This is a genomic window from Streptomyces sp. NPDC042102, assembly GCF_055582305.1.
Genome location: NZ_JBVJDL010000008.1, coordinates 84747 through 106556 on the forward strand (window position 1 = coordinate 84747; position 21810 = coordinate 106556).

Genomic DNA, 21810 nt, shown 5'->3' on the forward strand with positions numbered 1-21810 from the left:
GAGAGGATGGCCTCATGCAGATTCGAATCGAAGCCGTCGACCTTCCGGGCCTCACCTGCGGTCCAGCCCCGAACTTCCCCGGCTACAGCAACATCCACGTCGCTGTCCAACGGCGCAACCGCCCGGACGAGCTGCTCGATCCGCACCCCGGCGACGCCGCCTCGGCGACGTGGACGCTGGACTGCACGGCGACGGCGACCGACGCGGGCGTCGACATCAAGGGGCCGTACGTCCAGGGCGGCCCCGGAGCCCGCTTCGTCTACCTGTCCTGGAGCACGGTGGACGAAGCGGGGACCTTCACCATGTTCCGCCGGGCCAAGCTCATGCTCGACGCCATCGCCCCGGACACCGTCACCGCCGCGATGGGCTCCGGACGACTCCTCGCACGCCTGCGTCTCACCGATGGCCGCGGCCAACCCCTGTGTGCCCTGGTCCGGCCGCCGCACATCGAGTGGTCCGCCGCGTCAGGGGCATGAACACCCGGATTCCCGCGGGTCGGACCCCGTGCCTCGACCTCCACCCAGGTACAGGTCGTCGGTAGGGGCAGAACCCGTCCCTGGGCGGGGGTGCGGCAGGGCTGCGTTGCCTAGCGTTCTGAGGGTCAAGATCCACACGGATCGGCGTGACCCACCAGTCGCGCCGTCCGCATCGCGTGAAAGGCGTGAGCCACATGGCGAACCCGAACGTCGGCATCCTCGAAGAGATCGACGACCAGAACCTCGACACCGTCAGCGCCGCCGGCCAGGGCTGGGGGACTCTGATGTCGTCCATCGGCTGCTACGGCGCCAGCTACGTCCTGGGGAACAACGGGAACTTCTGCACCGCCACCGCGGAGTGCCAGAAGAACTGCGAATGACCTCATGACGCCGGGAGTTCCCTCCCGGCGTCACCCCATCCTCCCAGCCCCGGACCTGGAACACATGAAGAGTCACGACGACATATCCGAAGCACTGCGGACGTATCTGCCGGAGCTCAAGTCCGCCGAGCTCATGACGCATGTCGAGGAGCGGCTGCGCGTGGCCGCGGAGGCCGGCGGCGAGCGCGGCGGCGGTGTCAGCGGCCAGGAGCAGCGGCCCCTCCGGCCCGCCGCGTACGATCCGGGTCTCGACTCCGACGGGCTCTTCCTGGACTACTTCGCCCACTTCGTACGGCCCTGGGCGGACCACGTCCGTGAGGGTGTCGCAGGCGCGTCGTCCTTCCTCGCCGCCTCCAACACCATCGTCGACGACTTCGTCACCAGCCAGACGGGCCTCGTGTCCCGTCTGATGGTCCGGACCCTGGTCGAGGAGCTCCATCAGCGCCGTTCGCGCGGACTCCTCGAAGGGGACACCCCGCAGGAGCGGTACTCGGCCTTCCGCCGCTGGACCAACAGCGAGGCCGGGCACCGGGAGCTGCTCGCCGCCTACCCCCACCTGTTCCAGCAGGTGGACCGCTGCGTCGGGGCATCGGCCCGGTACGTCCTCGGCCTGCTCGTCGACGTAGGCGTCCACATCGGCGAGTTGGCGGCATTGGTCCCCGGCCGCCCGCAGCGGCTCGTGGTCGAGCGGATCTCCCTCGGTGAGGGGGACACCCACAACGGCGGCAGGTCGGTCGCGCAGATCGTCTTCACCGACGGCAACCGCGTCCTCTTCAAGCCCCACCCCATCGCCGCCGAGGCCGGCTACAACTCCTTCGTCGCCTGGATGAACGGCCGGCTCGGCACCGATCTGCCCACGGTCTCCGTCCTGCCCACGGCCCGGGGCGGGTTCGTCGAGTTCGTCCCCACCCAGGAGTACGCCGGCGAGCAGCGGGAGTACTTCGCCCGGATCGGGACCGTCGCCGGGATCCTCTTCCTCCTCAAGGCCACCGACATCCACTACGAGAACGTGGTGACCTGCGCCGCAGGACCCGTCGTGATCGATACGGAGACCCTGCTGTCGCCCCGGCTCCGGGCTCCCGAGACCTATGACGCCGGAGCCGCCTCCGCCATCGGGGCACGAGCCCTCCAGGAGTCGATCATCGGGTCGGGGCTGCTGCCCCTGGTCGTCAGGGCCAGGGACGACGACCAGGGCCTGGACATCGGTGCCATCGGCTACGACGCCGGCCAGCGCGCCCCGTACAAGTCGCTGAGCCTGCACAACGCCGGCCGTGACGACATGTTCGTCGCCATGGTCACCACCACGACGACGCAGGCCAACGCGAATCTGGCCGTGCAACGTGCCACCGAGTTGCCGGTGACGGAGCAGCGCGATGTCATCAAGGCGCGGTTCCGGAGCGTCCTGGAGTACGCGGCCGCCCATCCGGACGAGGTCATGGCCGCGATAGAAGAGCACCTCGGTGACGCGCAGTTCCGGCACGTCAACCAGGCCACGATCTTCTACACCCAGCTGCTGCGCATGGCGACCCACCCCCGGGCGATGGCCGATCCGGTCGTCCGCGCCGCCGTGCTGAACCGGGTGGTGCTGCGGACCGGCGACTCGCCCGAGATCGCCGACGAGGAGGTCCGCCAGATGGCCGAGGGGGACGTGCCCTACTTCTCGTACTCGGCCCGGTCCCGCGCCCTCAACTCCGCCAACGGCGTCGTCCTTGCGGATGCCTTCGACGAGCCGCCGCTGGAAACCGTACGCGCCCGCGTGAACGGTCTGGACGCGTCGGTCATCGAACGCGAACTGCGCCTGATCGACTTCTCGTTCGTCAACAAGCTCCCCACCGAGCGGGAGAAGACCGGCTTCACGCCCACCCGGCCCGCGGGTCGGGCGGCCACGACCGTCGACCGCGGCCGACTGCTGCGCGAGGCCGAGCGCATCGGCGACAGGCTGCTCGCCACCCTCGTCAGCAGCACCGATCCCCGTCACCCGGCCACCTGGATCGCCCCGCAGGTGACCACGGACTCACAGAGCCAGTGGAGCCCGGGCACCCTGGGCTACGACCTCTACGGCGGCAGCCCCGGTCCCGCCCTGGTGCTGGCCGGCCTGGCGCGTGAGACCGGACGGCGGGACTTCGCCGACGCGGCGCGGCGCGTGCTGGATCCGGTGGAGGACCAGCTGCGCGGCGGCCTCCTCGCCGAACAGGGCATATCGGTCGGCGGGATGACCGGAATGGCCGGTACCGCATACGCCGTCGCCGTTGCCCGGCAGCTCCTGGACGAGCCGGACCCCACCCGTCCCGGCGATCTGGCCAGGGAACTCGCCCGGTGCTCGGGGACCGAAGTCGGCACCGACTGGCTGAGCGGTATGGCGGGGGCCCTGGCCGTGTCCATGGCCCTGCACGACATGGCCCTGCACGACACGGCCTCGCCCGGCCGTGCGACGGATCCCGCGCAGCAGCAGGTCGTGGCCGCCGCGGTGCGGACCGTGGCCGCTGCGCAGGTACAGGCACTCGGCGGCCTCGGCCTCCAGGACCCCGGGGTCACCGCGTACACCGGCTACGCCCACGGCGCGATGGGCATCGGACCTGTGCTGATCAGGTACGGGACCGAGTTCGCCGATCCGCAGGTGCGCCAGCTGGGTCTGCGTATCGTCGGCGCGGTGCTCGACTCGTACGACGAGAGCGACCGCGACTGGCCGCGGGTGTGGGGCGAGCCCGAGCGGTCCTACGGCTGGTGCCACGGCGCTCCCGGGCTGCTGCTCGGCGCGCTGACGGCCCTGGAGCACGCGCCCGGATCCGTGCCCGGGCCCGTGCTGTCCCGGCTCGCCGACCTCACCCTCGACCGCGGCTTCGGCAACAACCCGACGTACTGCCACGGTGACCTCGCCAGCGCGGAGGTCGTGGCGCTGGCCGAGAGCCGGCTGCCCGGCCTGTTCGGCCAGGACGTCGCAGACCTCTATCCGCGGCTCTTCGACGAGGTCGTCGAGCGGTACGGACAGCGGAACGACACGAAGTACGCCTACACCAACAGCCTCATGGTCGGTGAGGCCGGACTCGCCTGGTCCGTCCTCCACCACCTGGACCCGGAGACCTACCCCTCCGTATTGCGCTTCGCATAGCGCTCCCCGATCGAGGCCCGTCCAGGGCCTTGCCAAGAAAGAGCACACAGAGAGAAAGGAACCGTCATGGGCAACATCGCCATGAACGACGCCACCGGTTACGTCTCCGCCGACGAGCTGGTCGAGCTCGCCGACGCCCCCGAGACGCTCGCCGCGGGCTTCACCCCCACCATCCTGCCCGGCATCGGGGCGGCCACCGCGATCAGCATGGCGATCGGGGACGGCTGCCCGACCACCCGGTGCACCAAGCGCTGCTGATCACACGGTGGAGGGGCGCCCCGGAACTGGTACTTCCGGGGCGCCCCTCCCACCATGCCACGCCCGACCCCGACCCGAGAGCAGACCGTGCAACTGAGCGACACATCCCTCGAAGAGCTGGTGAAGCACATCAGCGAGGAGAGGGCCGATGTCTTCGGCGCCTTCTACACGCCTTACCTCAGGGACTGTGCGCAGAGCCTCGCGGACGTTCCCGGTGGCGCCCTCGATCCCGACAGCGTCGCCGAGTCCGTACTGCGCTCCCTGATGGACCTCTGCGTCGAAACCGGCGTACGGACCCTGATCGCCTCGTTCCACGCAGAGGGCGGCTCCTACGAGGAGTTCCACGCCCGGGTCGGCTGTGAACCGGGCCGCGCCGCGGTCCTCGCCCGCTTCCCCGAGCTGGACCGGCTGCTCCGCCTGGTCACCGCCCGCACCGCCCGCACCGTACGGGAAGTCCTGGCCGCCGCCGCCGCGGACCGGCCGGCCCTCGACGGGCTGCTGGGCGAGCGGGGCCGGGTCACCTCGGTCACTCCCGGGCTGGGTGATCCCCACCGGGGCGGCCGGACCGTCTGCCTGGTGGGATGGGACGACGGGGTCCGTGCCGTGTACAAGCCGCAACAGGACAACTGCCAGCAGCTCCTGTCCGCCCTGCTGACCCTCGTCGACCACGACGGGTCGTTCTTCGGGCCGCTGCATCCGAGGGCCGTCGTCCGCTCGACGCACGTGTGGCAGGAGTACATCGAGCACGGCGACCTCGGCGACATCACGCGGGGTGCCGAGTACTTCCGCCGCTTCGGCCGGGCCAGCGCGCTGCTGAGCATGATCGGTGCGACCGATCTGCACCACGAGAACGTCATAGCCGTGCCCGAGGGCCCCGTGGTGATCGACACGGAAACACTCGTATCGCTCCCGAACGGCACGCGGGCCGACCGCTCCGCCGAAGCCCGGCTCAGCCGGGACGTCGGGGAATCGGTGCTCGGCACCCTGCTCTTCCCGACCCGGTACGCGGGCGCGAAGCTGGACGTCGACATCTCGGCGATCGGCTCCGTACGCCCCGCGGAGTCCGAGCACCTCGACTCTTTCGTGATCGTGGACGCGGGGACGGACGACATCCGTTTCGACCGCGCCCCGATCGTCGTCCCTCCTGGCACCAATATGGCGACCGTGGCGGGCCGGACGCTGGACCCGCGGGACTGGGCCGACGACATCGACGCCGGGTACCGCGAGGCCCGCACGCTCCTGGCCGCACACCGGGACGGCATCGAAGCGGCCATCCGGGACTCCGGTGGCTGGGCGGTGCGCCAGGTGGTCCGGCCGACCTATGTGTACGCGCGGTTCCTGGCGGCCTCCACCCACCCGGTGCACCTGGGGAGCCGACAGGCCCGTGCCGAGCTGCTCGGCAGGCTGCCGCGCCAGCACCGGGGCGCTGCCGAGGCGTCGGCGGACGCGCTGCACCGGGAGGAGGTGGCCGCGCTGCTCGATCTCGACGTGCCCTTCTTCACCGTGGCCTGCGACTCCGAGCAGCTGCGTGGTGACCTGGGGGACGAGGAGATCCACAGCGCGGCCGGGCTCACCCCCCGGCAGTCGGCGCTGGCCTCCGTACGCTCCTTCTTCGCCCGGCCGCCGCGGCGTGACGTCACCTACCTCCGCTATGCACTGGCGGGATCGGTCGACGATGTCTGGGAATCCCGCGACACCTCGCGCCGCGAGACGTTCCCCGACCTGGCCGACCCCCGGGACTGGTACGACACGCTCCGCGATCTCGCGGTCGGCGACGAGTCCGCGCCGACCTGGCTGATGCCACGCCTGCAGGGCGACGGGCTCCGCCTCGGCGGGGTCGACGCGGCGCTCTACGGCGGCGGCGGGCTGCTGCTCCACCTCGCGCACGCCGAGGCACTCACCGGGATCTCACCCGTCGGCGTGGACGTCACGAAGGCCTGCCGGGCCGCCATGCATCCGCGGGTGGCGGCGGACGGAACCCCGCTGGCGGTGTCGCCGTTCACCGGGATCCTCTCCGATCTCGTCACCGACTGGGAGGTCCGGCGCCTGCGCTCGCCCGACGCCCGCTTCGCCGCGGCCTCGCCCCGCCTCCCGGAATCCGTCCTGGACGTCGACGGCCTCACCGCCGCGGACTTCGACCATCTCAACGGGTACGGCGGCTACCTCGTCTACCTCGCGGCCTACGCCGAGCACGGCGCCCCCGAGCTGACCGGCGCACCCGTCGAGCGCCTGGTGAAGCGCCTTGTCGCCGTGGACGGAGACCCGGGCACGCACGCGGGTGACCTCGGCCTGGCCCACGGCCGGTTCGGCCGGATCGCCGCACTGAGCGCGGTGGTCGCCAAGGGGCTCGACGGGGCCGGTCCGGCGCGAGAGCACCTGGAGCGGTTCGCCCACGCCTACCGGCGCAACCGCTGGCTGGACCGAGCTCTCCTGGACCGGGCGAGCAGCAGCGGCTGGTGCAAGGGGCACGCGGGCGTGGCCTACGCGGCCGGCGAACTCTTCTCGGCTCTCGGCGCCTCGCCCGGGCAGGTACGGGAGGCCATCGCCCCCGAGGTGGAGCGGCTCGCCGGGGGCGAACTCGGCGACGACATCAGCTTCTGCCACGGTGTCGCGGGCCGCATCGCCGTCCTGTGCCAGCTGGCCGACCGGTTCCACTGGCCGGAGCTGAGGTCCGAGGCCGCCGCCCTGCGAACCGCGTTCCTGGAGCGGTACGGCTCCGGCGGCTGGTCGTGCGGCATCGGCACCGAACCGCACCTGCCCTCCTTCTTCCTCGGCCTCTCCGGCTGGTACCACGCACAGGCGATGCTGGACGACCAGCGGGTCGGCCTTCCCCTGTGTCTCGGAGGACGCTGATGCCCCCGCGTATCCGACGGGCCCGCAGGGTCCGGGAGGTCCAGCAGTTCGCCCAGACCGAGTGCGGGCTGTGCTGCATCGCGATGGTGCTGTCCGCCTACGGTTCACGCGACTCCGTCGCCGCGCTGCGGCGCGAGCACGAGGTCGGGCGGGACGGGCTCACCCTCAAGGACATCACGGCCATTCTGCGCGGCCGCGGCTTCCGGGTCCGGGCCTTCCGTGCCGGCGTCAACCGGCTCGATCAACTCCAACTTCCACTGATCGCCTACTGGGACGACAGCCACGTGGTGGTGGTCGAGGACATCACCGAGGGCCGGATCACCGTCGTGGACCCGGCGAGCGGCCGGCACAAGTACCCGGTCGAGGAGTTCGAGCAGCACTACTCCGGGCTTGCCGTCGAGGCCGTCCCGACCCCCGAGCACCAGCCGGTCCGCCACCGCGAACCGAGCGTGTGGCGGGAGTTCCTGCGGTCCCTGAGCGGTGCCCGTCGGCCGCTGTTGCGGGCCTTCGTGATGGCGCTGGTGCTGTACTCCTTCACCGTCTTCATGCCGATCGCCACCCAGCACGCGGTGAACGACTACGCCGGATACCTGGAGCGGGCCCCGATCGCGCTGCTGCTGCTGGCGTTCACCCTCCCGATGGCGGTCTTCTTCCTGTTCTCCCTGGTCCGCACGGTGTGTCTGGCCGCGGTGATCCGGAGCCTGGGCGAAGCGATGATGGGCAGAACGTTCAAGAAACTGCTCGATCTGCCCTACAAGTACTTCGCCAACCGCTCGCAGGGCGAACTGTTCTACCGGCTGTCGAGCATCGCGTCCGTACGGGACATGATCTCCAGCCAGCTGCCGATGGTGCTGCTCGACGTCGGCAGCCTGATCGCCATCTTCGGCTACATGTTCTCCCGTTCGCTCACCCTTGGCGCGGCGGCGTTCGCGGTCTTCCTGACCATGCTCCTGGTCGCCGTCCTCACCTACCGGCCGATCCGTCGGATCACCGAGCGGGAGATCACCGAGACCGCCAAGTCCTCCTCCCTCCAGATGGAGGCGCTGTCCTCGATCGAGACCCTGAAGGTCTCCGGGATGACGGAGAGCTTCTTCCAGGACTGGAAGAAGGTCTACACGACGGGCATGGCACAGACCCAGCGGCGGATCGTCCTGCAGGGCGTGGCCACCAGTGGCTACTCGGTGTTCCAGGTGTTCGGACCGCTGCTGGTGCTGGCCGTGGGGCTGTGGCTGGTCCTGCGCGGGTCCCTCGACCTCGGCTCCGCCGTCGCCGCTCAGACGCTCACAGCCACCAGCCTCGGCATGGTGATGTCCCTGTCCGGCGCGTTCACCCAGCTGATCACGGCGAATGCACAGGTGGCCAGGGTCGGCGACATCCTCCACCAGCCCGAGTCCCGAGGGGCGTTCGGCGACCGGAGGACTCCGGTGCGCGGGGGGCTCTCCCTGCGCGGGGTCACGTTCGCCTATCCGGGCGCCAAGACGCCCGCCTTGAGGGACGTCTCCTTCGACGTCGGGCCCGGAGAACGGGTAGCGATCGTCGGTGGATCGGGCTCGGGCAAGAGCACTCTGGGGAAGCTCCTCATGGGGCTCTATCCCCTGCAGTCCGGGGACGTCCGCTACGACGGGGTCTCGATCCGGGAGATCGACGCGGAGACCTTCTACCGGGCCGTCGCGTACGTCCCCCAGGACATCGTGCTCAGCAACCGCAGCATCGCGGAGAACATCCGGTTCGGAGTCCCCGACGCCACCATGGAGACCGTGGCCGACGCCGCCCGGCAAGCTCATGTCCACGAGGACATCGCGGCCATGCCGCTGGGCTACCACACGCCCGTACGGGAAATGGGCGGCAGCCTCTCCGGCGGGCAGCGCCAGCGCGTCGCCCTCGCCCGCGCGCTCGCCCGGCAGCCGCGCGTCCTCGTGCTGGACGAGGCGACCAGTGCGCTGGACACGGTCACCGAGTCCAGGATCGCCAGTGCGCTGGACCAGCTGAGGTGCACGCGGATCATCATCGCCCACCGGCTGTCCACGATCGTCAACGCCGACCTCGTCGTGGTGATGGAACACGGCCGGGTGGTGCAGACCGGACGCCACAGCGAACTGGTCACGGAACCGGGCCCCTACCAGCAGTTGATCCGGTCGCAGGTCGACCTCACGGCGGCATGAGTCAAGAGAATGAGGAGCAGGTGGAGCAAGAGAACGGTGTGATCTCGGTCCGGGGTCTGGTCAAGGAGTTCCGGGGCACGAAGGCCGTCGACGGCATCTCGTTCGATGTGGCACGGGGCCGCATCACCGGCTTCCTCGGCCCCAACGGCGCCGGGAAGACCACGACGCTGCGCATGCTGCTCGGGCTGGTGCGGCCCACCGCGGGGACCGCGTACCTGTGGGGGCGGCCCTATGCGGAGCTGACCGCGCCGAGCAGCAGGATCGGGGTCAGCCTGGACGGCGGTGCGTTCGTGGGCGGCCGGACCGGCCGCAACCATCTGCGCTGCTATGCGGAGGCCGCCGGGTGCGGGCCCGAGCGGATCGCGGAGCTGTTGTCGGACGTGGAGCTCACCGCGGCCGCCGACCGCCCGGTCTCCGGCTACTCGACCGGGATGAGGCAGCGGCTTTCGCTGGCCACGGCGCTCCTCGGCGACCCGGAGCTGCTGATCCTGGACGAGCCCAGCAACGGTCTGGATCCGGAAGGGATGCTGTGGCTGCGTCAGTTCCTGCGCGGCTTCGCAGCGTCGGGCAGGACGGTACTGGTCTCCAGCCATCTGCTCGGCGAGATGGAGCAGACCGTCGACGACGTGCTGCTGATGCACCAGGGGCGTCTTCTGTGTGGCGAACCCCTCAGCGGTCTGCTGGAGGCAGACGGAAGCCTGGAGTCGGCCTTCATGCGCCTGACCCGGGCAGGGAAGGAAGTACGGGCATGAGCACGGTCGCAGGGCACCCGGGCATCGGGGTACAACTCCGTTCGGAACTGAGGAAGCTCACCACCACCAAGCTGTGGTACATCCTGCTGATCGCCATGGTGCTGGGTGGCGCCGGCCTCTCAGCCCTCATGGTCCTCGGTGTCCTCAACGCCCCCAACAGCCCCGTGGACTTCGGCACGGCGGAGGGGGTGGTCTCCGCGTACAACCTGCCGGTCGCGCTGGCCTGCGTCTTCCCGCTGACCATCGGGGCCATGACGGTGACCCAGGAGTACAACCACCGTACGATCACGCCTACGTTCCTGTCGGAGCCGCGGCGGCTTCGGGTGTACGGCGCCAAGGTCCTGGTGGGGCTGGGCACGGCGTTCGGGTACGCGTGCGTGACGATGGCCGCGTCCGCGCTGGTCGTGGCCGCGCTGCTGTCCGGGCACGGGGAACAGACGTTCCTCGGCGAGGCACCCGTGCTGGGAGCACTGCTCGGCAGCGTCGGGGTGATGACGCTGTGGGGCGCGATCGGGGTCGGCGTGGGTGCGCTCGTACGCAACCAGGCCGCTGCGATCGTCGGCATCCTGCTGCTGACCCAGTTCCTGGAGCCGGCACTGCGGATCGTCTCATCCGCCCTGGGCAGCCCGGGCGTGGGCAATCTGCTGCCCGGCGGTGCAGGGGACATCGCGAGCGGCGGAACGATCATGACCGCCGCGGCGGAGGCCGAGGGCGCATCGCAGGCGCTCGGATTCCTGGTCCTCGTCCTGTACGCGGTGACGGTCGGGGCACTCGGCGGCCGGCGCTTCGTGCGCTACGAGGTCTCCTGATCCGGGAGACCGCTGCCGACTCCGGCCGGGAAAGGGAGAAGCCGGGCCGACAGTTCGTCGACCCGGCTTCCTCCGGACGGGGCGCTGCCTCAGCTCGCGCCGCGGACGCGCTCCTTCTTCTGGTCCTGCACGTTGTAGACCGCCAGCAGCAGGGCCAGGACAAGCGGACCCAGCACTGCTTTGAGGCTGTCCCCGAAGAACGCGGCACCGACTCCCGCTATCAGTGCGATCGCCACCGCGGCCCAGCGGACGATGTCCCTCTTCCTCATGTTCATCCCCTTCTGGTCGTTTCTTTATCGAGCGACGGGCAGTCGCGCCGGCATACGGGCCACAAGCTGGCTGCGATCACGGGATCCGGTCTTCTGCAGAATGTTCGACATATGGAACTTCACGGTGCTCTCCGCGATATAGAGAGCTCCGGCGATCTCGCTGTTGTTCATCCCCTGGGTCACCAGGCCCGCAACCTCGGACTCACGGGCGGTCAGCTCCGGATCCAAGCGTGCAGACCTCGCGGCAGCGGCCGCTTCGCCGGCTCGCGCCGAGCTTCTGCGCGACGAGTCGCGGTGCAGGCTGCTCAGGAGCAAGGGACGCACCAGTGTGGGCGAGATCCACCCAAGGCCGCCCACGACCTCATGGACAGCCTCCAGGAAGGCTTCGTCCAGGTCGTCCTGGTCCACGATGGCGCGCACATCGGCCGTCAGCGCCGCGAGGTTCCGCACCTCGGTACCCTGGATCAGCGCCACGATGGGAGCCGAATTACACGCTTCGTCGATGCGGTCAATATCGACGACGAGGACATCGCAGGACGGAATGGAATGACCGTCCTGCATCTCGATCGAATTCCATCCCCGATGACTGAAGAGTCGCATCATCCTTCGCCGCAGTGACATTCTGTCGACGATGAGACCAATGTTTACACTGCCAGTTTCAACCATTCGCGCCTTACTTCCCCCGCGCGGCACGCCGACAACGGCGCACCTTCTCAACTCGCGGGGGAGATCTTAGCTTTCGGAGGGAAATAGTCGCAAGCGACACGGCACTCCAAGGTTAACGCAGGGAATGCCCCCGCCATTCGATGGGCGCGCAACCCGCCAGTCGGCGGGGTGGCGGCATTGGGAAATCCACCCAACGAATGACCGCGAAATACGTCCGACCGCCCCCGTGACCCCTTCCCCTTCTGGTCCGGCTCAGGCGGGGAACGAGGCGTGGACCAGGAAACCGCCGTCGGCGAGGGGGGCATGATGGAACGTGCCGCCGAGGAGCAGCGCGCGCTCGCGCAGCCCCACCAGACCGTGCCCGCCGCCGGGCAGGTCCAAGGGCGTGGTGGACCGGTCGGCAGCGGTATTGCGGATCTCGACGTGCAGACTCCCGTCGCGAGGCTCGATCCGTACCTCGACAGCGGCTCCAGGGGCGTGTCTACGGACGTTGGTGAGGGACTCCTGCACCGTGCGGTAGGCGGCTCGCTCCACCATCTCGGGCCAGCGGACAGCGGTGTCGCACACCTGCCCGGTGTCGAGAACGACGCGCAGTCCGCTGCCATGGATCAGTGCGGGGATGTCCGAGAGCCGGGGTTGAGGGGCGAGCTCGTGGGTGTTTCCGCCCGCGGCGCGCAGCACACCCACCATGTGCTGGAGCTCATGGATCGTCTTCACGGCAAGGTCGCGTATGACGCCCGAACTCTCCCGGACTGTGGCCGCATCCGGGTTGCTCACCTGCAGCGCCCCGGCCTGGAGGCTGATCAGACTGACGTGATGGGCGACCACGTCGTGCATCTCTCGCGCGAGCCGGGCCCGTTCGGTCGACAGTACGCGCTCGGCGAGGAGCCGGTGCTCTCGCTCCCTGCTCGCGAAGACCTCCTGCAGCTGGTCCCGGCGCAGCCGCGTGTTCTGGCCCAGGACGACGGCTCCGGCGGCGATCACGCCGGAATACAGCGCGGCGAGCACGGTCGGCCGGTCCAGGGCCAACGGTGGTGAGCCGTGGAGCGGATGCGGCAGGAACTGCGCGAGAGCGACCGCTGCCGCCCCCATCCCGCTGATGAGCACGCTGCGGCGCCTGTCCGCGAGGCAGTACAAGGCGATCAGCGGGGCGAAGGAGATGTAGTCGAGGTACATCCCCGGCAGCCCGGCGAGCAGCGCCGCTTCGGGAAGACGCTGCCGTACCAGAAGCGCCGCGGCGGCGGTGAGCCCGATCCACAGAGCGGGGCCGAAAGGGTCGAACCGGCTGACCAGGAGCGAGTCGGCCACCGCGACGCCGACGGGAAGGGCGGCGGAGGCGGCGGCGCGAAGCCGCCCGACGCGCGGACGGCGCCCCGCCGCCTCCCGCTCCGCCCGCGCCTTCACGTCACGCACGCTCATCGCAGGCCGCCCCGATGGTCGGTACGAGCAGCGATGAGGCCCATGCGGTCCGCGATGACCGCGGCCTGGACCCGGTTGACGCCACCCAGCTTGGCGAGGAGCGAGCTGACATGGTCCTTGACCGTCCCGTAGGCGAGCCGCAGTCGCCGGGCGATCTCCTGGTTGGACAGACCCTCACCGACCAGGGCGAGCACTTGGCGTTCCCGCTCGGTCAGCACCGCCAGCCGGCGAGCGTCCCCCTCTCGACCGGAGGTGAGATAGCCCCCGATCACGGGCCCTACGGCCTCCGGGGCCAGGATCTTTCCGCCGGCGGCCAGGACCCGTACTGCGTGCGCCAATTGCTCGGGGGCGGTGTTCTTCATCAGTAAACCCGCTGCCCCGGACCGCAGCGCCTCGTCGATGTACTCGGCCGCGTCGAAGGTTGTCAGCATCGCCACTGCCGGCGCGGGTGTCAGCGCCGTCACCTGACGTAGCACGGTCAGCCCGTCGGCATCGGGCATACGGATATCGAGCATGAGCACATCCGGACAGTGGGCTTGCACCGCACCGACGGCCTCGGCACCACTGCAGTCTGAAACCACCTCGATGTCCCCAGCAGCGCTGAGGATCAACCGAAGTCCCGAGCGCACCAGTTGCTCGTCATCCACGATTGCTACTCGAATCACCGGTACACCCCTTCCAAGGATTTGTCATGTACACCTGAATTCTCGGCCGGAGCGGCAGGGCGGACAAAGCCTGTCAGACGGGCAGGATGGAGAATTCAGGCAAAACGGAAGGTGCGCCACGACGCCCGATCAGTGCCTCGACAGTGGATCTGATGCATCGTCACAGTGGCGCCGGACTGGGAGAGTTGCCAATTTCTGCACGGAAGGACCGGGTCCCACCTGGCCATTCCTGTTACAAAACCGAAACGGCGCGGTGAGTCGCCTGGTGAGAATAAGGTTTGAGATTCATCCAACTACTACGCGCTGAAGGCCACTTGCCACGAAGAGTGAGGGAACGTCAGCTGCGCGCAGGAGCATGTTCGCGTGGGCCGGCGTGCGCTCGAGGAGTCCGTGACGTCCCGCCGGCCGAGGAGGATGGCCTCATGCGCGTCGGGGGATTCTCGGGTGCGGGACGAAGGAGTACGGCATGGGGGACGTCGGGGTACGCGTGTCCGTGGAGGAGTTGGAGGAGTACCGGGGGGAGTTGACCGGATACTGCTACCGGATGCTGGGGTCGTACGCGGAGGCCGAGGACGCCGTGCAGCAAGCCCTGGTGCGGGCCTGGCAGCACACCGAGCGGTTCGAGGGCAGGTCCTCCCTGCGGTCGTGGGTGTACCGCATCGCCACCAACACGTGCCTGGACGCTCTCGCCGCCGGGAAGCGGCGGGCGTTGCCGATGGACCTGGCCGGGCCGGCGAACGGTGCCGTGCCGCCGGGGGCGCCGACGGATGACGCACTGTGGATCGGCCCGCTGCCCGGCACCGATCCGGGGGACACGGTGTCGGCGGCGGAGTCGGTGCGGCTGGCGTTCGTCGCCGCGCTCCAGCACCTGCCGCCCAAACAGCGGGCCACGCTGATCCTGCGGAGCGTCCTGGGCTTCTCGGCCCGCGAGGTCGCCGACCTGCACGGCTCCACCGTCGCATCCGTCAACAGCGCCCTCCAGCGGGCCCGCGCCACACTGGCCGATCGCCGGGAGGGGGTCGGCGGGCTCGGCTCCCCGGCGCCCGAGGGCGTCCGGCGCGCCCTGGCCGAGCGGTACGCAGCGGCCTTCTCCCGGTACGACATGGAGGAGCTGAACCTCCTGCTCCACGTCGACGCCACCTTGTCCCTGCCGCCGTACGCGACGTGGATGCGCGGGGTCGCCGACATCGAGTCGTGGCTGACCGGGCCGGCCGTCGGCTGCCGCGGCTCGCGACTCGTCCCCACTGTGGCGAACGGCTCCCCGGCCTTCGGCCAGTACCGTCCCCGTACGGACGGGACCGGCTACGAGCCCTGGGCGCTCCAGGTCGTCGAGTTCTCCGGCGACCGGATCACGAGCATCACGGCCTTCCGCGACACCGCGCGCCTCTTCCCGCTGTTCGGCCTGCCGGATCACCTGAGCGCGGAGACCGACCTCGACGTGCCGGCCTGATCGCGTACGGGAGGTCGAGGCCGTCCTCGGCGCAGGCCGGGTGCGCGAGGGGAGCGTCCTCCTTTCCGGACCCGTCGTCTACTTGCTCCGCAGCTTCGCCAGCGGGTGGGGGTCGGCCGCGACCGCGGCGGCCGCCTCCTGCCAGCCGGTGTCCTCGGGGTGCAGGGCACTGCGCAGGAAGGCCGTGGTCAGCTGCCCGATCAGGGCGACGCGCGCCGGGCTCTCGTCCGTCGTCTCGGCGACCTCGTATCCGGGGATGCCCCCGAGGGAGTGCTCCGCGTCGAACAGCGTGAGCAGGGTCTTGGGTGCCGGGCTGTGGGTGTAGGGGTCGGTGAACCAGTCCGGTCCGCGGGTGGAGAGATGGGACTGGTCCTTGTCACCGGCGACGATGAGGGCCGGGGCCGCCATGGTGGCGAAGGACGGCTTCATGAAGGGGAAGTGCTCGGCGGCGAAGGAGGTCAGGTCGTCGCCCAGGCCGGTCAGGGCGAGCAGCGCACCCGCCTTGATACGGGGGTCGGACATGTCCTCGCCGGGTACGCCGCCGGGGCCGAGGACGCGCGCGCCCAGCAGGGTGCTCGCCGACTGGGCGCCCCAGGAGTGGCCGGCCACGGCGATCCGGTCGCGGTCGACGCGTCCGGCGAGCCCGGGCACGGCGGCTTCGAGGACGTCGAGTCCGTCCAGGACGCGCGTCAGGTCCTCGATGCGGTGGCGCCAGATGCGCGGCGTACGGGGGTCCTCGGCGGGCAGTGCGAGCGTCCTGGAGTCGAGGTGCGTGGGCTGGACGACCACGAAGCCGTGCGCGGCCCAGAAGTCGACGAGCGGGGCGTAACCGTTCATCGACCCGCCGAAGCCATGGGAGAAGACGATGACGGGCAGATCTGCGCCGGTCACGGGGGCGGACACGCGGACCTGGAGGTCCTCGCCGCGGCCGGGGGCGGACAGGACGACCGGCTTGACGGAGATCACCGTGGTGGACATGAAAGTGCCTTCCTTCCAGTGCCTTCGCACCGGGGCGCGAGGGGCCCGGCGAGGCCGAGGGCAGAATGAAACGGAACCTTGCTCCGGAAACGATACGGAACACGGTTCCGCTTCACAAGTCCGTCGGGACCACCGGAGGCCAGGCCCTGTCGGCTGCGGCGTGTTCCGTGGCCATCTCGGCGAGCACCTCGTCGAGACGGGAGGGGGTGATGCCCAGGAAGCGCGTCGTGGACGAGGCGTCGAGGATGCTGGGCCGGTCGTACAGGTAGAGCATCTCCGGGAACTCCGCCATGACCGCGTCGGTCCGCCCGATCCGCTCCAGCTCCGCGCGCGTCATCCGGATCAGCCTCGGTTCGGGCGCGGCGGCCGCCGCGGCCAGGCGCGCGGCCAGTTCGCGTACCGGCGCCTCGGAGGTGGAGGGCACGTGCCAGGCCCGGCCCCAGGACCGCTCGCTGTCCGCCGCGGCGACGAGGGCGCGCGCCGCGTCGCCGGTGTAGGTCCAGCTGTGCGGGGCGTCGAGGTCGCCCGGGTAGGAGGCGGGCGAGCCGGCCAGGACCTGCGCACCGACCATGAGCGTGAACGGCGAGAGCGCGCCCGCGCCGAGGAAGTCGCCGGCCCGGACCTCCGTCACCCGGACCCGGCCGGCGTCGTGGGCGGCGAGGGCCTCCTCCCACATCCGGGCCCGGACCGCGCCCTTGACGCTGGTCGGCGCCATGGGGAGGTCCTCGGTGACGGGTCCGCCGACGGGTCCGTAGCCGTAGGTGTTGCCGAGCATGACGTAGTCCGCGCTGGCGCGTTCGGCCGCGGCCAGCACGGCGGCGCCCAGCGGCGGGAACTCGGCGGGCCAGCGGTCGTACGGCGGCATCGCGCAGTTGAACACCACCGCCGCGCCGCGGGCCAGCCCCACGAGCCGCGCCGTGTCGGTGGCGTCGGCGGCGACCCGTTCGATCCGCTCGTGCTCCGGGCCGCTGCCGCGGCGGGTGACGAGCCGGACCCGCTCACCGGCGTCGGCCAGCAGGCGGGCGGTGGCCGATCCGGTGGCGCCGGCTCCGACGATGACATGCAAGGACACGGGTGGGACCCCCTGGTCGCGGTGGTGGGAGCGGCCGTCGGCCCATGGGCCGCGGCGACGTGCTCCCTACCCTCGGTCCCGCGTGATCCGTAGGGTAGTGGCCCGAATGCCAACTCTGCGGAGGTTCGGGCCATGCACCGCGTCGCAGTCGTCGCCGTCCCGCCGGCGACCACGTTCGACCTGTCCATCCCCGAGCTGGTGCTCGGCGAGACGACGGTCGACGGCGCCCCCGGCTACGAGGTGCGCGTCTGCACCGCCCGGCCCGGGGCCGTCGCCACCAGCGGCAGCCTGTCCCTCACGGTCCCCCACGGCCTGGAGGCCGTCGAGGACGCCGACACCGTCATCGTCACCGGCACCGCCGCCCGCGACGACACCGACCCGCGCGTCCTCGACGCGCTGCGCCGCGCGGCGGCCGACGGCAAGCGCATCGCGTCGATCTGCACCGGGGCCTTCGTCCTCGCCCGTGCGGGGCTGCTCGACGGACGCCGCGCCACCACCTACTGGGCCAAGTCGCAGGAGTTCTCCCACCGCTTCCCCGCCGTCGATCTCCACCCCGACGTGCTGTACGTCCAGGACGGCAACATCCTCAGCTCCGCCGGACTCTCGGCCGGCATCGACCTGTGCCTGCATCTGGTACGCACCGACTACGGGGCCGCGACGGCCAACGCCGTGGCCCGCCTCGTCGTGGCGGCACCGGTACGGCCCGGCGGCCAGGCGCAGTTCATCGAGGCGCCGGTGCCGCGGGAGACCGGGACGTCGCTGGCCGCGACCCGCGGCTGGGCGCTGGAGCGGCTGCACGAGCCGCTGGCCCGGGCCGACCTCGCGGCCCATGCCCGGATCAGCGTCCGCACCCTGTCCCGTACGTTCCATGCCGAAACCGGGCTGAGCCCGCTGCAGTGGCTGCTCCACCAGCGCGTGATCAGGGCCCGGGAACTGCTGGAGACGACCGACCTGCCGATGGACCGGGTCGCCCGGCTCAGCGGTCTCGCCACCCCCGATTCCCTGCGCCGGCACCTGTCCCGGCACACCGGGCTGACCCCCGGCGCGTACCGCGTCGCCTTCACCCGGCGCCGGGCCCTCGGCGCCGCCGACGACCGCGCCTGACCACGTGGGCCGGGGCTCCGGACCGGAGCCCCGGGGCGGATGTCCGGTGTCAGGCGGTGTGCAGGGTCAGTCCGTAGCGCCAGAGGATCTCGTTGACCGGCTGGAACCAGGTGGCGCCGCCGGACCAGCAGTCGCCCCAGCCCCCGGACGTGACGCCCTGCGCCTGGTCGCCGGTGATGAACGAGCCGCCGGAGTCGCCGCCTTCGGCGCACACGTCCGTTCTGACCAGCTCGTGCACATCACCCTGGGCGTAGTGGACGCTTTCGTCCCGGCCCAGGATCGTGCCGCAGTGCCACTGGGTCGTGGAGCCGGAACGGCAGACCGACATCCCCACCGGGGCCTCCCACGAGCCGCGCACCAGCCGGTCCGGTATCCGGCCCCAGCCCAGCACCACGGGTACGGTCCACCAGCCGTAGCCGGTGCTCACCCAGGCGTGGTCGTCGCCGGGGAACGACGAACCCTGGAACCAGCCCATGTCCGATCCGTCCCAGCCCCGGACGAAGCCGCCGGGCCCGCCGCAGTGGCCGGCCGTGACGAACCCGCCGTGGACCGCGAAGCCGATGGAGCAGCGCACGTTGCCGGTGTAGTACGGGTCACCGCCGACGACCCCCGCGGCCCGGGTGGCCGGCGCCTCGGGGACGGCCTCGACCTGGACGGGTCCGGCCCGCCGGGCGCGCTCGAGGAACGCCCTGACCTCGGCGTCGCCGCTCCTCGCGGCGACGACGCGGACCACGACGCGGTTCACCCGGGGATCGACGCTCCAGCCGGCCACGCCGTCCGGTGCGTCCTGGCGGCCGATGTGCCGGGCGACCGCGTCCAGCCGGGCGGCGGTGTGGCTGACGACACGGGCGGATGCGCCGGTGGCCCGTACGGCATCGGCCTTCTGACGGGTGGTCACCGCCACCGTCAGCGTGCCGCTGTCCGCGTCGAACCAGGTGCCGGCGTACGCGTCACCGGCCGCGCGTTCGGCCGGGCCCTGTACGGCGAACGCCGCCTTCTCCTGGGCGAGACGTCGGCGGGCCTGCGGTTCGGTCAGACCCAGGTCCCGCCGCATGGCGCTGATCAGGCCGGGCGATGCGGGTTCGGGAGCCTCCGCGGCGGGGGCCGCTGCCGCGGGCGACGCCGCTGCGGAGGGGGCGAGGGCGGTGCCGCCCCCCATGGCGAGGAGGAGGAGTGCGGCGAGGGTGGCGGAAAGGGGTGCTCTTGAGCTGGTCCTGTCGCGTCTCACGTCGGGGACCCTTCGGTGTGTTCCAGTGGAGTGGGGGGGCGGAACAACGTGCTGAGAGCGCTCTCGAAAGGGTAGGGGCGGCCCCGGCCACCGCCCAGCCCCCGGACGGAAGTTCACCGGTCCGTCGGGTGAAGGGCCGGGTGTCACGTTTCCCCGGGCCCGGTTGTCCCATGGGCATGGATGACATCAAGAGCGTGCTGCTGGCAGGGGCGAGCGGGGTCTTCGGGCGTCACATCGCCGGGGAGCTCACGGCCGCGGGGTACCGCGTCCTGAGCCTGGGCCGGGGAGCGGGGAACGACGTCGTCGCCGACCTGATGGACCGCGAGGGCCTGCTGCGGGCCGTCGACGGGCTGGAGGCCGACACGGTCGTGCACGCGGCCACGGCGCTGCGCGAGGCTCCGATGAGGCACCGGGACATGGCCGCCACCAACGTCCTGCGGGTCGAGGGGACCGCCCATCTCGTGGCGGCCGCACGGGCGGTGGGAGCGCGGCGGATGATCGCCGAGTCCATGGTCTTCGGCTACGGCTACCGGGACTTCGGGGACCGGCCGCTCACCGAGGACGACGTCTTCGGTCCGACCGGGCACGGGCGCCACGCCCAGGCGCACGTGGACGCGATGCGGACCAAGGAGCGGCTGATGCTCGGCGCCGACGGGATCGAGGGCGTCGCGCTGCGCTTCGGCCTGTTCTACGGGCCCGGCGGCACCGAGGGGCTCGTGGAGCTGCTGCGGAAACGGAAGCTGCCGGCCGTGGCCGACCGGGGCCGGGTGCTGCCCTGGGTCGAACTGCGTGACGCGGCACGGGCGGTGGCGCTCGCGGTCGAGGGCGGGCGGCCCGGTGCGGCGTACAACATCGTGGATGACACCCCCACGGGCTTCGGCGCACACGTCCGCGCGGTCGCCGCGGCCTTCGGCACCCCGGAGCCGATGACCGTCCCGGCCTGGCTGACCCGCCCCATGGGATACGCGCACCGCGTGTTCACGACGAACCTGCGCGTCTCCAACGCCAAGGCGCGCGCGGAGCTCGGCTGGGCGCCGCGGTACGCGGACTGCGCCGGGGCCCTCACCGCGCTGGCGGACGGCGGGCACGCCTGAGCTGCGGTCCCGCAGGAGGACACCCTTCGGGGCCGGAGGATCCCGGGCGGACGCCCTCCCGGGCGGCGGGCGCTTGCCCGTGGCCCGGGGCCTTGGCACGATGCGCCGGTGATCACCGAGAGCGCGCCCGGACAGGACCCCTTCACCGAGCACCGGCGGCTGCTGTTCGCCACCGCCTACCGGATGACCGGCACGGTCACCGACGCCGAGGACATCGTCCAGGACGCCTGGCTGACCTGGCACAAGGCGGACCGCTCCGAGGTACGCAACCCCCGGGCGTACCTCGTCCGCACGGTGACCAACCTGGCGCTGAACCGGCTGACGTCGGCGCGCGCCACCCGCGAGGAGTACGTCGGCCCCTGGCTGCCGGAACCCCTGCTGACCTCGCCCGACGCCGCGCAGGAGAGCGAGACCGCCGAGAGCGTGTCGACCGCGATGCTGGTCGTCCTGGAGACGCTCGCGCCCGTCGAGCGCGCGGTGTTCGTGCTGCGCGAGGCGTTCGGCTTCTCGTACGCCGAGATCGGCGGCTTCCTGGAGCGGCCGGAGGCGACGGTCCGGCAGATCGGCCACCGCGCGCGCGGTCACGTCCGGTCCCGCCGTACCCGCTTCGACACCGACGGCGAACAGCGCGAGGAGGTCACCGCCCGGTTCCTGCGGGCCTGCGCCGGAGGCGACCTGAACGCCGTCATGGAGCTGCTCGCCCCCGAGGTCACCGCCTGGTCGGACGGCGGCGGCAAGGTCACCGCGGCCCTGCGGCCGCTGCACGGTCCCTCCCACGTCGCCCGCTGGCTCCTCGGTGTCATGGCCAAGCCCGCGATGGCCGCCGCCACCGTCGCCCCGGCCGTCGTCAACGGCGAACTCGGCATCCTCTGCCTGCTGGACGGCGTCCCCGTCGGCGTCCTCACCTTCGACCTCGAGGACGGTCTGCTGCGCAACCTGTGGGTCCAGGTCAACCCGGACAAGCTGGGCAGGCTGGGCGGTCTGGGCGGGCTGCGGGCGCCGTGACGCGGATCACCCCGGCCCGGGCCGGGGTGCTGTCACGTACGGACCGGCCCGGTTGTCCCCT

Annotated in this window: 19 protein-coding genes; 12 read left to right on the top strand and 7 right to left on the bottom strand. The window is 71.2% G+C overall.

Going from position 1 to position 21810, the window contains the following annotated elements; translation table 11 throughout:
- Nucleotides 1-14 precede the first annotated feature (14 nt).
- The 8 genes from ACZ6KO_RS27240 (at nt 15) to ACZ6KO_RS27275 (ending at nt 10799) form a co-directional block, all read left to right on the top strand.
- The gene (locus tag ACZ6KO_RS27240) at nt 15-476 is read left to right on the top strand and encodes a DUF5990 family protein (RefSeq protein ID WP_469306656.1); all 462 of its coding nucleotides are present in this window, start codon (nt 15-17) and stop codon (nt 474-476) included.
- Between the two features lie 194 nt (nt 477-670).
- Complete coding sequence (locus ACZ6KO_RS27245; protein ID WP_469306657.1) at nt 671-856, top strand: plantaricin C family lantibiotic; 186 nt, start codon at nt 671-673, stop codon at nt 854-856.
- Between the two features lie 64 nt (nt 857-920).
- Nucleotides 921-3965: a type 2 lanthipeptide synthetase LanM family protein gene (locus ACZ6KO_RS27250; protein ID WP_469306658.1), complete on the top strand. Its 3045-nt coding sequence runs from the start codon at nt 921-923 to the stop codon at nt 3963-3965.
- A 66-nt stretch (nt 3966-4031) separates the two neighbouring features.
- Entirely contained in the window at nt 4032-4223 is a 192-nt protein-coding gene (locus tag ACZ6KO_RS27255; RefSeq protein WP_469306659.1) for a class II lanthipeptide, LchA2/BrtA2 family, read from the top strand.
- A gap of 87 nt (nt 4224-4310) precedes the next feature.
- Nucleotides 4311-7076, top strand: a complete 2766-nt coding sequence (lanM, locus tag ACZ6KO_RS27260; RefSeq protein ID WP_469306660.1) for a type 2 lanthipeptide synthetase LanM — start codon at nt 4311-4313, stop codon at nt 7074-7076.
- Nucleotides 7076-9238, top strand: a complete 2163-nt coding sequence (locus ACZ6KO_RS27265; RefSeq protein ID WP_469306661.1) for a peptidase domain-containing ABC transporter — start codon at nt 7076-7078, stop codon at nt 9236-9238. The genes lanM and ACZ6KO_RS27265 overlap by 1 nt, the downstream gene beginning before the upstream one ends.
- Nucleotides 9239-9258: 20 nt before the next feature.
- Nucleotides 9259-9990: an ABC transporter ATP-binding protein gene (locus ACZ6KO_RS27270; protein WP_469306662.1), complete on the top strand. Its 732-nt coding sequence runs from the start codon at nt 9259-9261 to the stop codon at nt 9988-9990.
- The gene (locus ACZ6KO_RS27275; protein ID WP_469306663.1) at nt 9987-10799 is read left to right on the top strand and encodes an ABC transporter permease; all 813 of its coding nucleotides are present in this window, start codon (nt 9987-9989) and stop codon (nt 10797-10799) included. The genes ACZ6KO_RS27270 and ACZ6KO_RS27275 overlap by 4 nt, the downstream gene beginning before the upstream one ends.
- Before the next feature lie 89 nt (nt 10800-10888).
- On the opposite strand, the gene ACZ6KO_RS27280 is transcribed toward ACZ6KO_RS27275, so the two are convergent.
- The 4 genes from ACZ6KO_RS27280 to ACZ6KO_RS27295 form a co-directional block, all read right to left on the bottom strand.
- Nucleotides 10889-11068: a hypothetical protein gene (locus ACZ6KO_RS27280; RefSeq protein ID WP_469306664.1), complete on the bottom strand. Its 180-nt coding sequence runs from the start codon at nt 11066-11068 to the stop codon at nt 10889-10891.
- Nucleotides 11069-11092: 24 nt separating this feature from the next.
- The gene (locus tag ACZ6KO_RS27285; protein WP_469306665.1) at nt 11093-11689 is read right to left on the bottom strand and encodes a LuxR C-terminal-related transcriptional regulator; all 597 of its coding nucleotides are present in this window, start codon (nt 11687-11689) and stop codon (nt 11093-11095) included.
- A 297-nt stretch (nt 11690-11986) separates the two neighbouring features.
- The gene (locus ACZ6KO_RS27290; protein ID WP_469306666.1) at nt 11987-13153 is read right to left on the bottom strand and encodes a sensor histidine kinase; all 1167 of its coding nucleotides are present in this window, start codon (nt 13151-13153) and stop codon (nt 11987-11989) included.
- Nucleotides 13150-13818, bottom strand: a complete 669-nt coding sequence (locus tag ACZ6KO_RS27295; protein ID WP_469306667.1) for a response regulator — start codon at nt 13816-13818, stop codon at nt 13150-13152. The genes ACZ6KO_RS27290 and ACZ6KO_RS27295 overlap by 4 nt, the downstream gene beginning before the upstream one ends.
- Before the next feature lie 466 nt (nt 13819-14284).
- Between ACZ6KO_RS27295 and ACZ6KO_RS27300 the strand changes: the two genes are divergently transcribed.
- Nucleotides 14285-15268 carry a sigma-70 family RNA polymerase sigma factor gene (locus ACZ6KO_RS27300; protein WP_469306668.1) on the top strand — a complete coding sequence of 328 codons (984 nt, stop codon included), beginning with the start codon at nt 14285-14287 and terminating at the stop codon, nt 15266-15268.
- 78 nt (nt 15269-15346) lie between these two features.
- Here the strand turns inward: ACZ6KO_RS27300 and ACZ6KO_RS27305 are convergent, their stop codons facing one another.
- Together ACZ6KO_RS27305 and ACZ6KO_RS27310 are read right to left on the bottom strand one after the other, a co-directional pair.
- On the bottom strand, nt 15347-16246 hold the full coding sequence (locus ACZ6KO_RS27305) for an alpha/beta hydrolase family protein (RefSeq protein ID WP_469306669.1): 900 nt from the start codon (nt 16244-16246) through the stop codon (nt 15347-15349).
- A 112-nt stretch (nt 16247-16358) separates the two neighbouring features.
- Nucleotides 16359-17318 (bottom strand): NAD-dependent epimerase/dehydratase family protein, encoded by a 960-nt coding sequence (locus tag ACZ6KO_RS27310; RefSeq protein ID WP_469306670.1) that lies wholly within the window; start codon nt 17316-17318, stop codon nt 16359-16361.
- A gap of 132 nt (nt 17319-17450) precedes the next feature.
- Between ACZ6KO_RS27310 and ACZ6KO_RS27315 the strand changes: the two genes are divergently transcribed.
- The gene (locus ACZ6KO_RS27315) at nt 17451-18422 is read left to right on the top strand and encodes a GlxA family transcriptional regulator (RefSeq protein ID WP_469306671.1); all 972 of its coding nucleotides are present in this window, start codon (nt 17451-17453) and stop codon (nt 18420-18422) included.
- A 49-nt stretch (nt 18423-18471) separates the two neighbouring features.
- On the opposite strand, the gene ACZ6KO_RS27320 is transcribed toward ACZ6KO_RS27315, so the two are convergent.
- Nucleotides 18472-19581 (bottom strand): S1 family peptidase, encoded by a 1110-nt coding sequence (locus ACZ6KO_RS27320; RefSeq protein ID WP_469306772.1) that lies wholly within the window; start codon nt 19579-19581, stop codon nt 18472-18474.
- Between the two features lie 245 nt (nt 19582-19826).
- On the opposite strand from ACZ6KO_RS27320, the gene ACZ6KO_RS27325 reads away from it, so the two are divergent.
- Together ACZ6KO_RS27325 and ACZ6KO_RS27330 are read left to right on the top strand one after the other, a co-directional pair.
- On the top strand, nt 19827-20744 hold the full coding sequence (locus ACZ6KO_RS27325) for an NAD-dependent epimerase/dehydratase family protein (RefSeq protein WP_469306672.1): 918 nt from the start codon (nt 19827-19829) through the stop codon (nt 20742-20744).
- 111 nt (nt 20745-20855) lie between these two features.
- A complete protein-coding gene (locus tag ACZ6KO_RS27330) occupies nt 20856-21749 on the top strand; it encodes an RNA polymerase sigma-70 factor (RefSeq protein ID WP_469306773.1) in 894 nt (297 codons plus the stop codon).
- Nucleotides 21750-21810 lie beyond the last annotated feature (61 nt).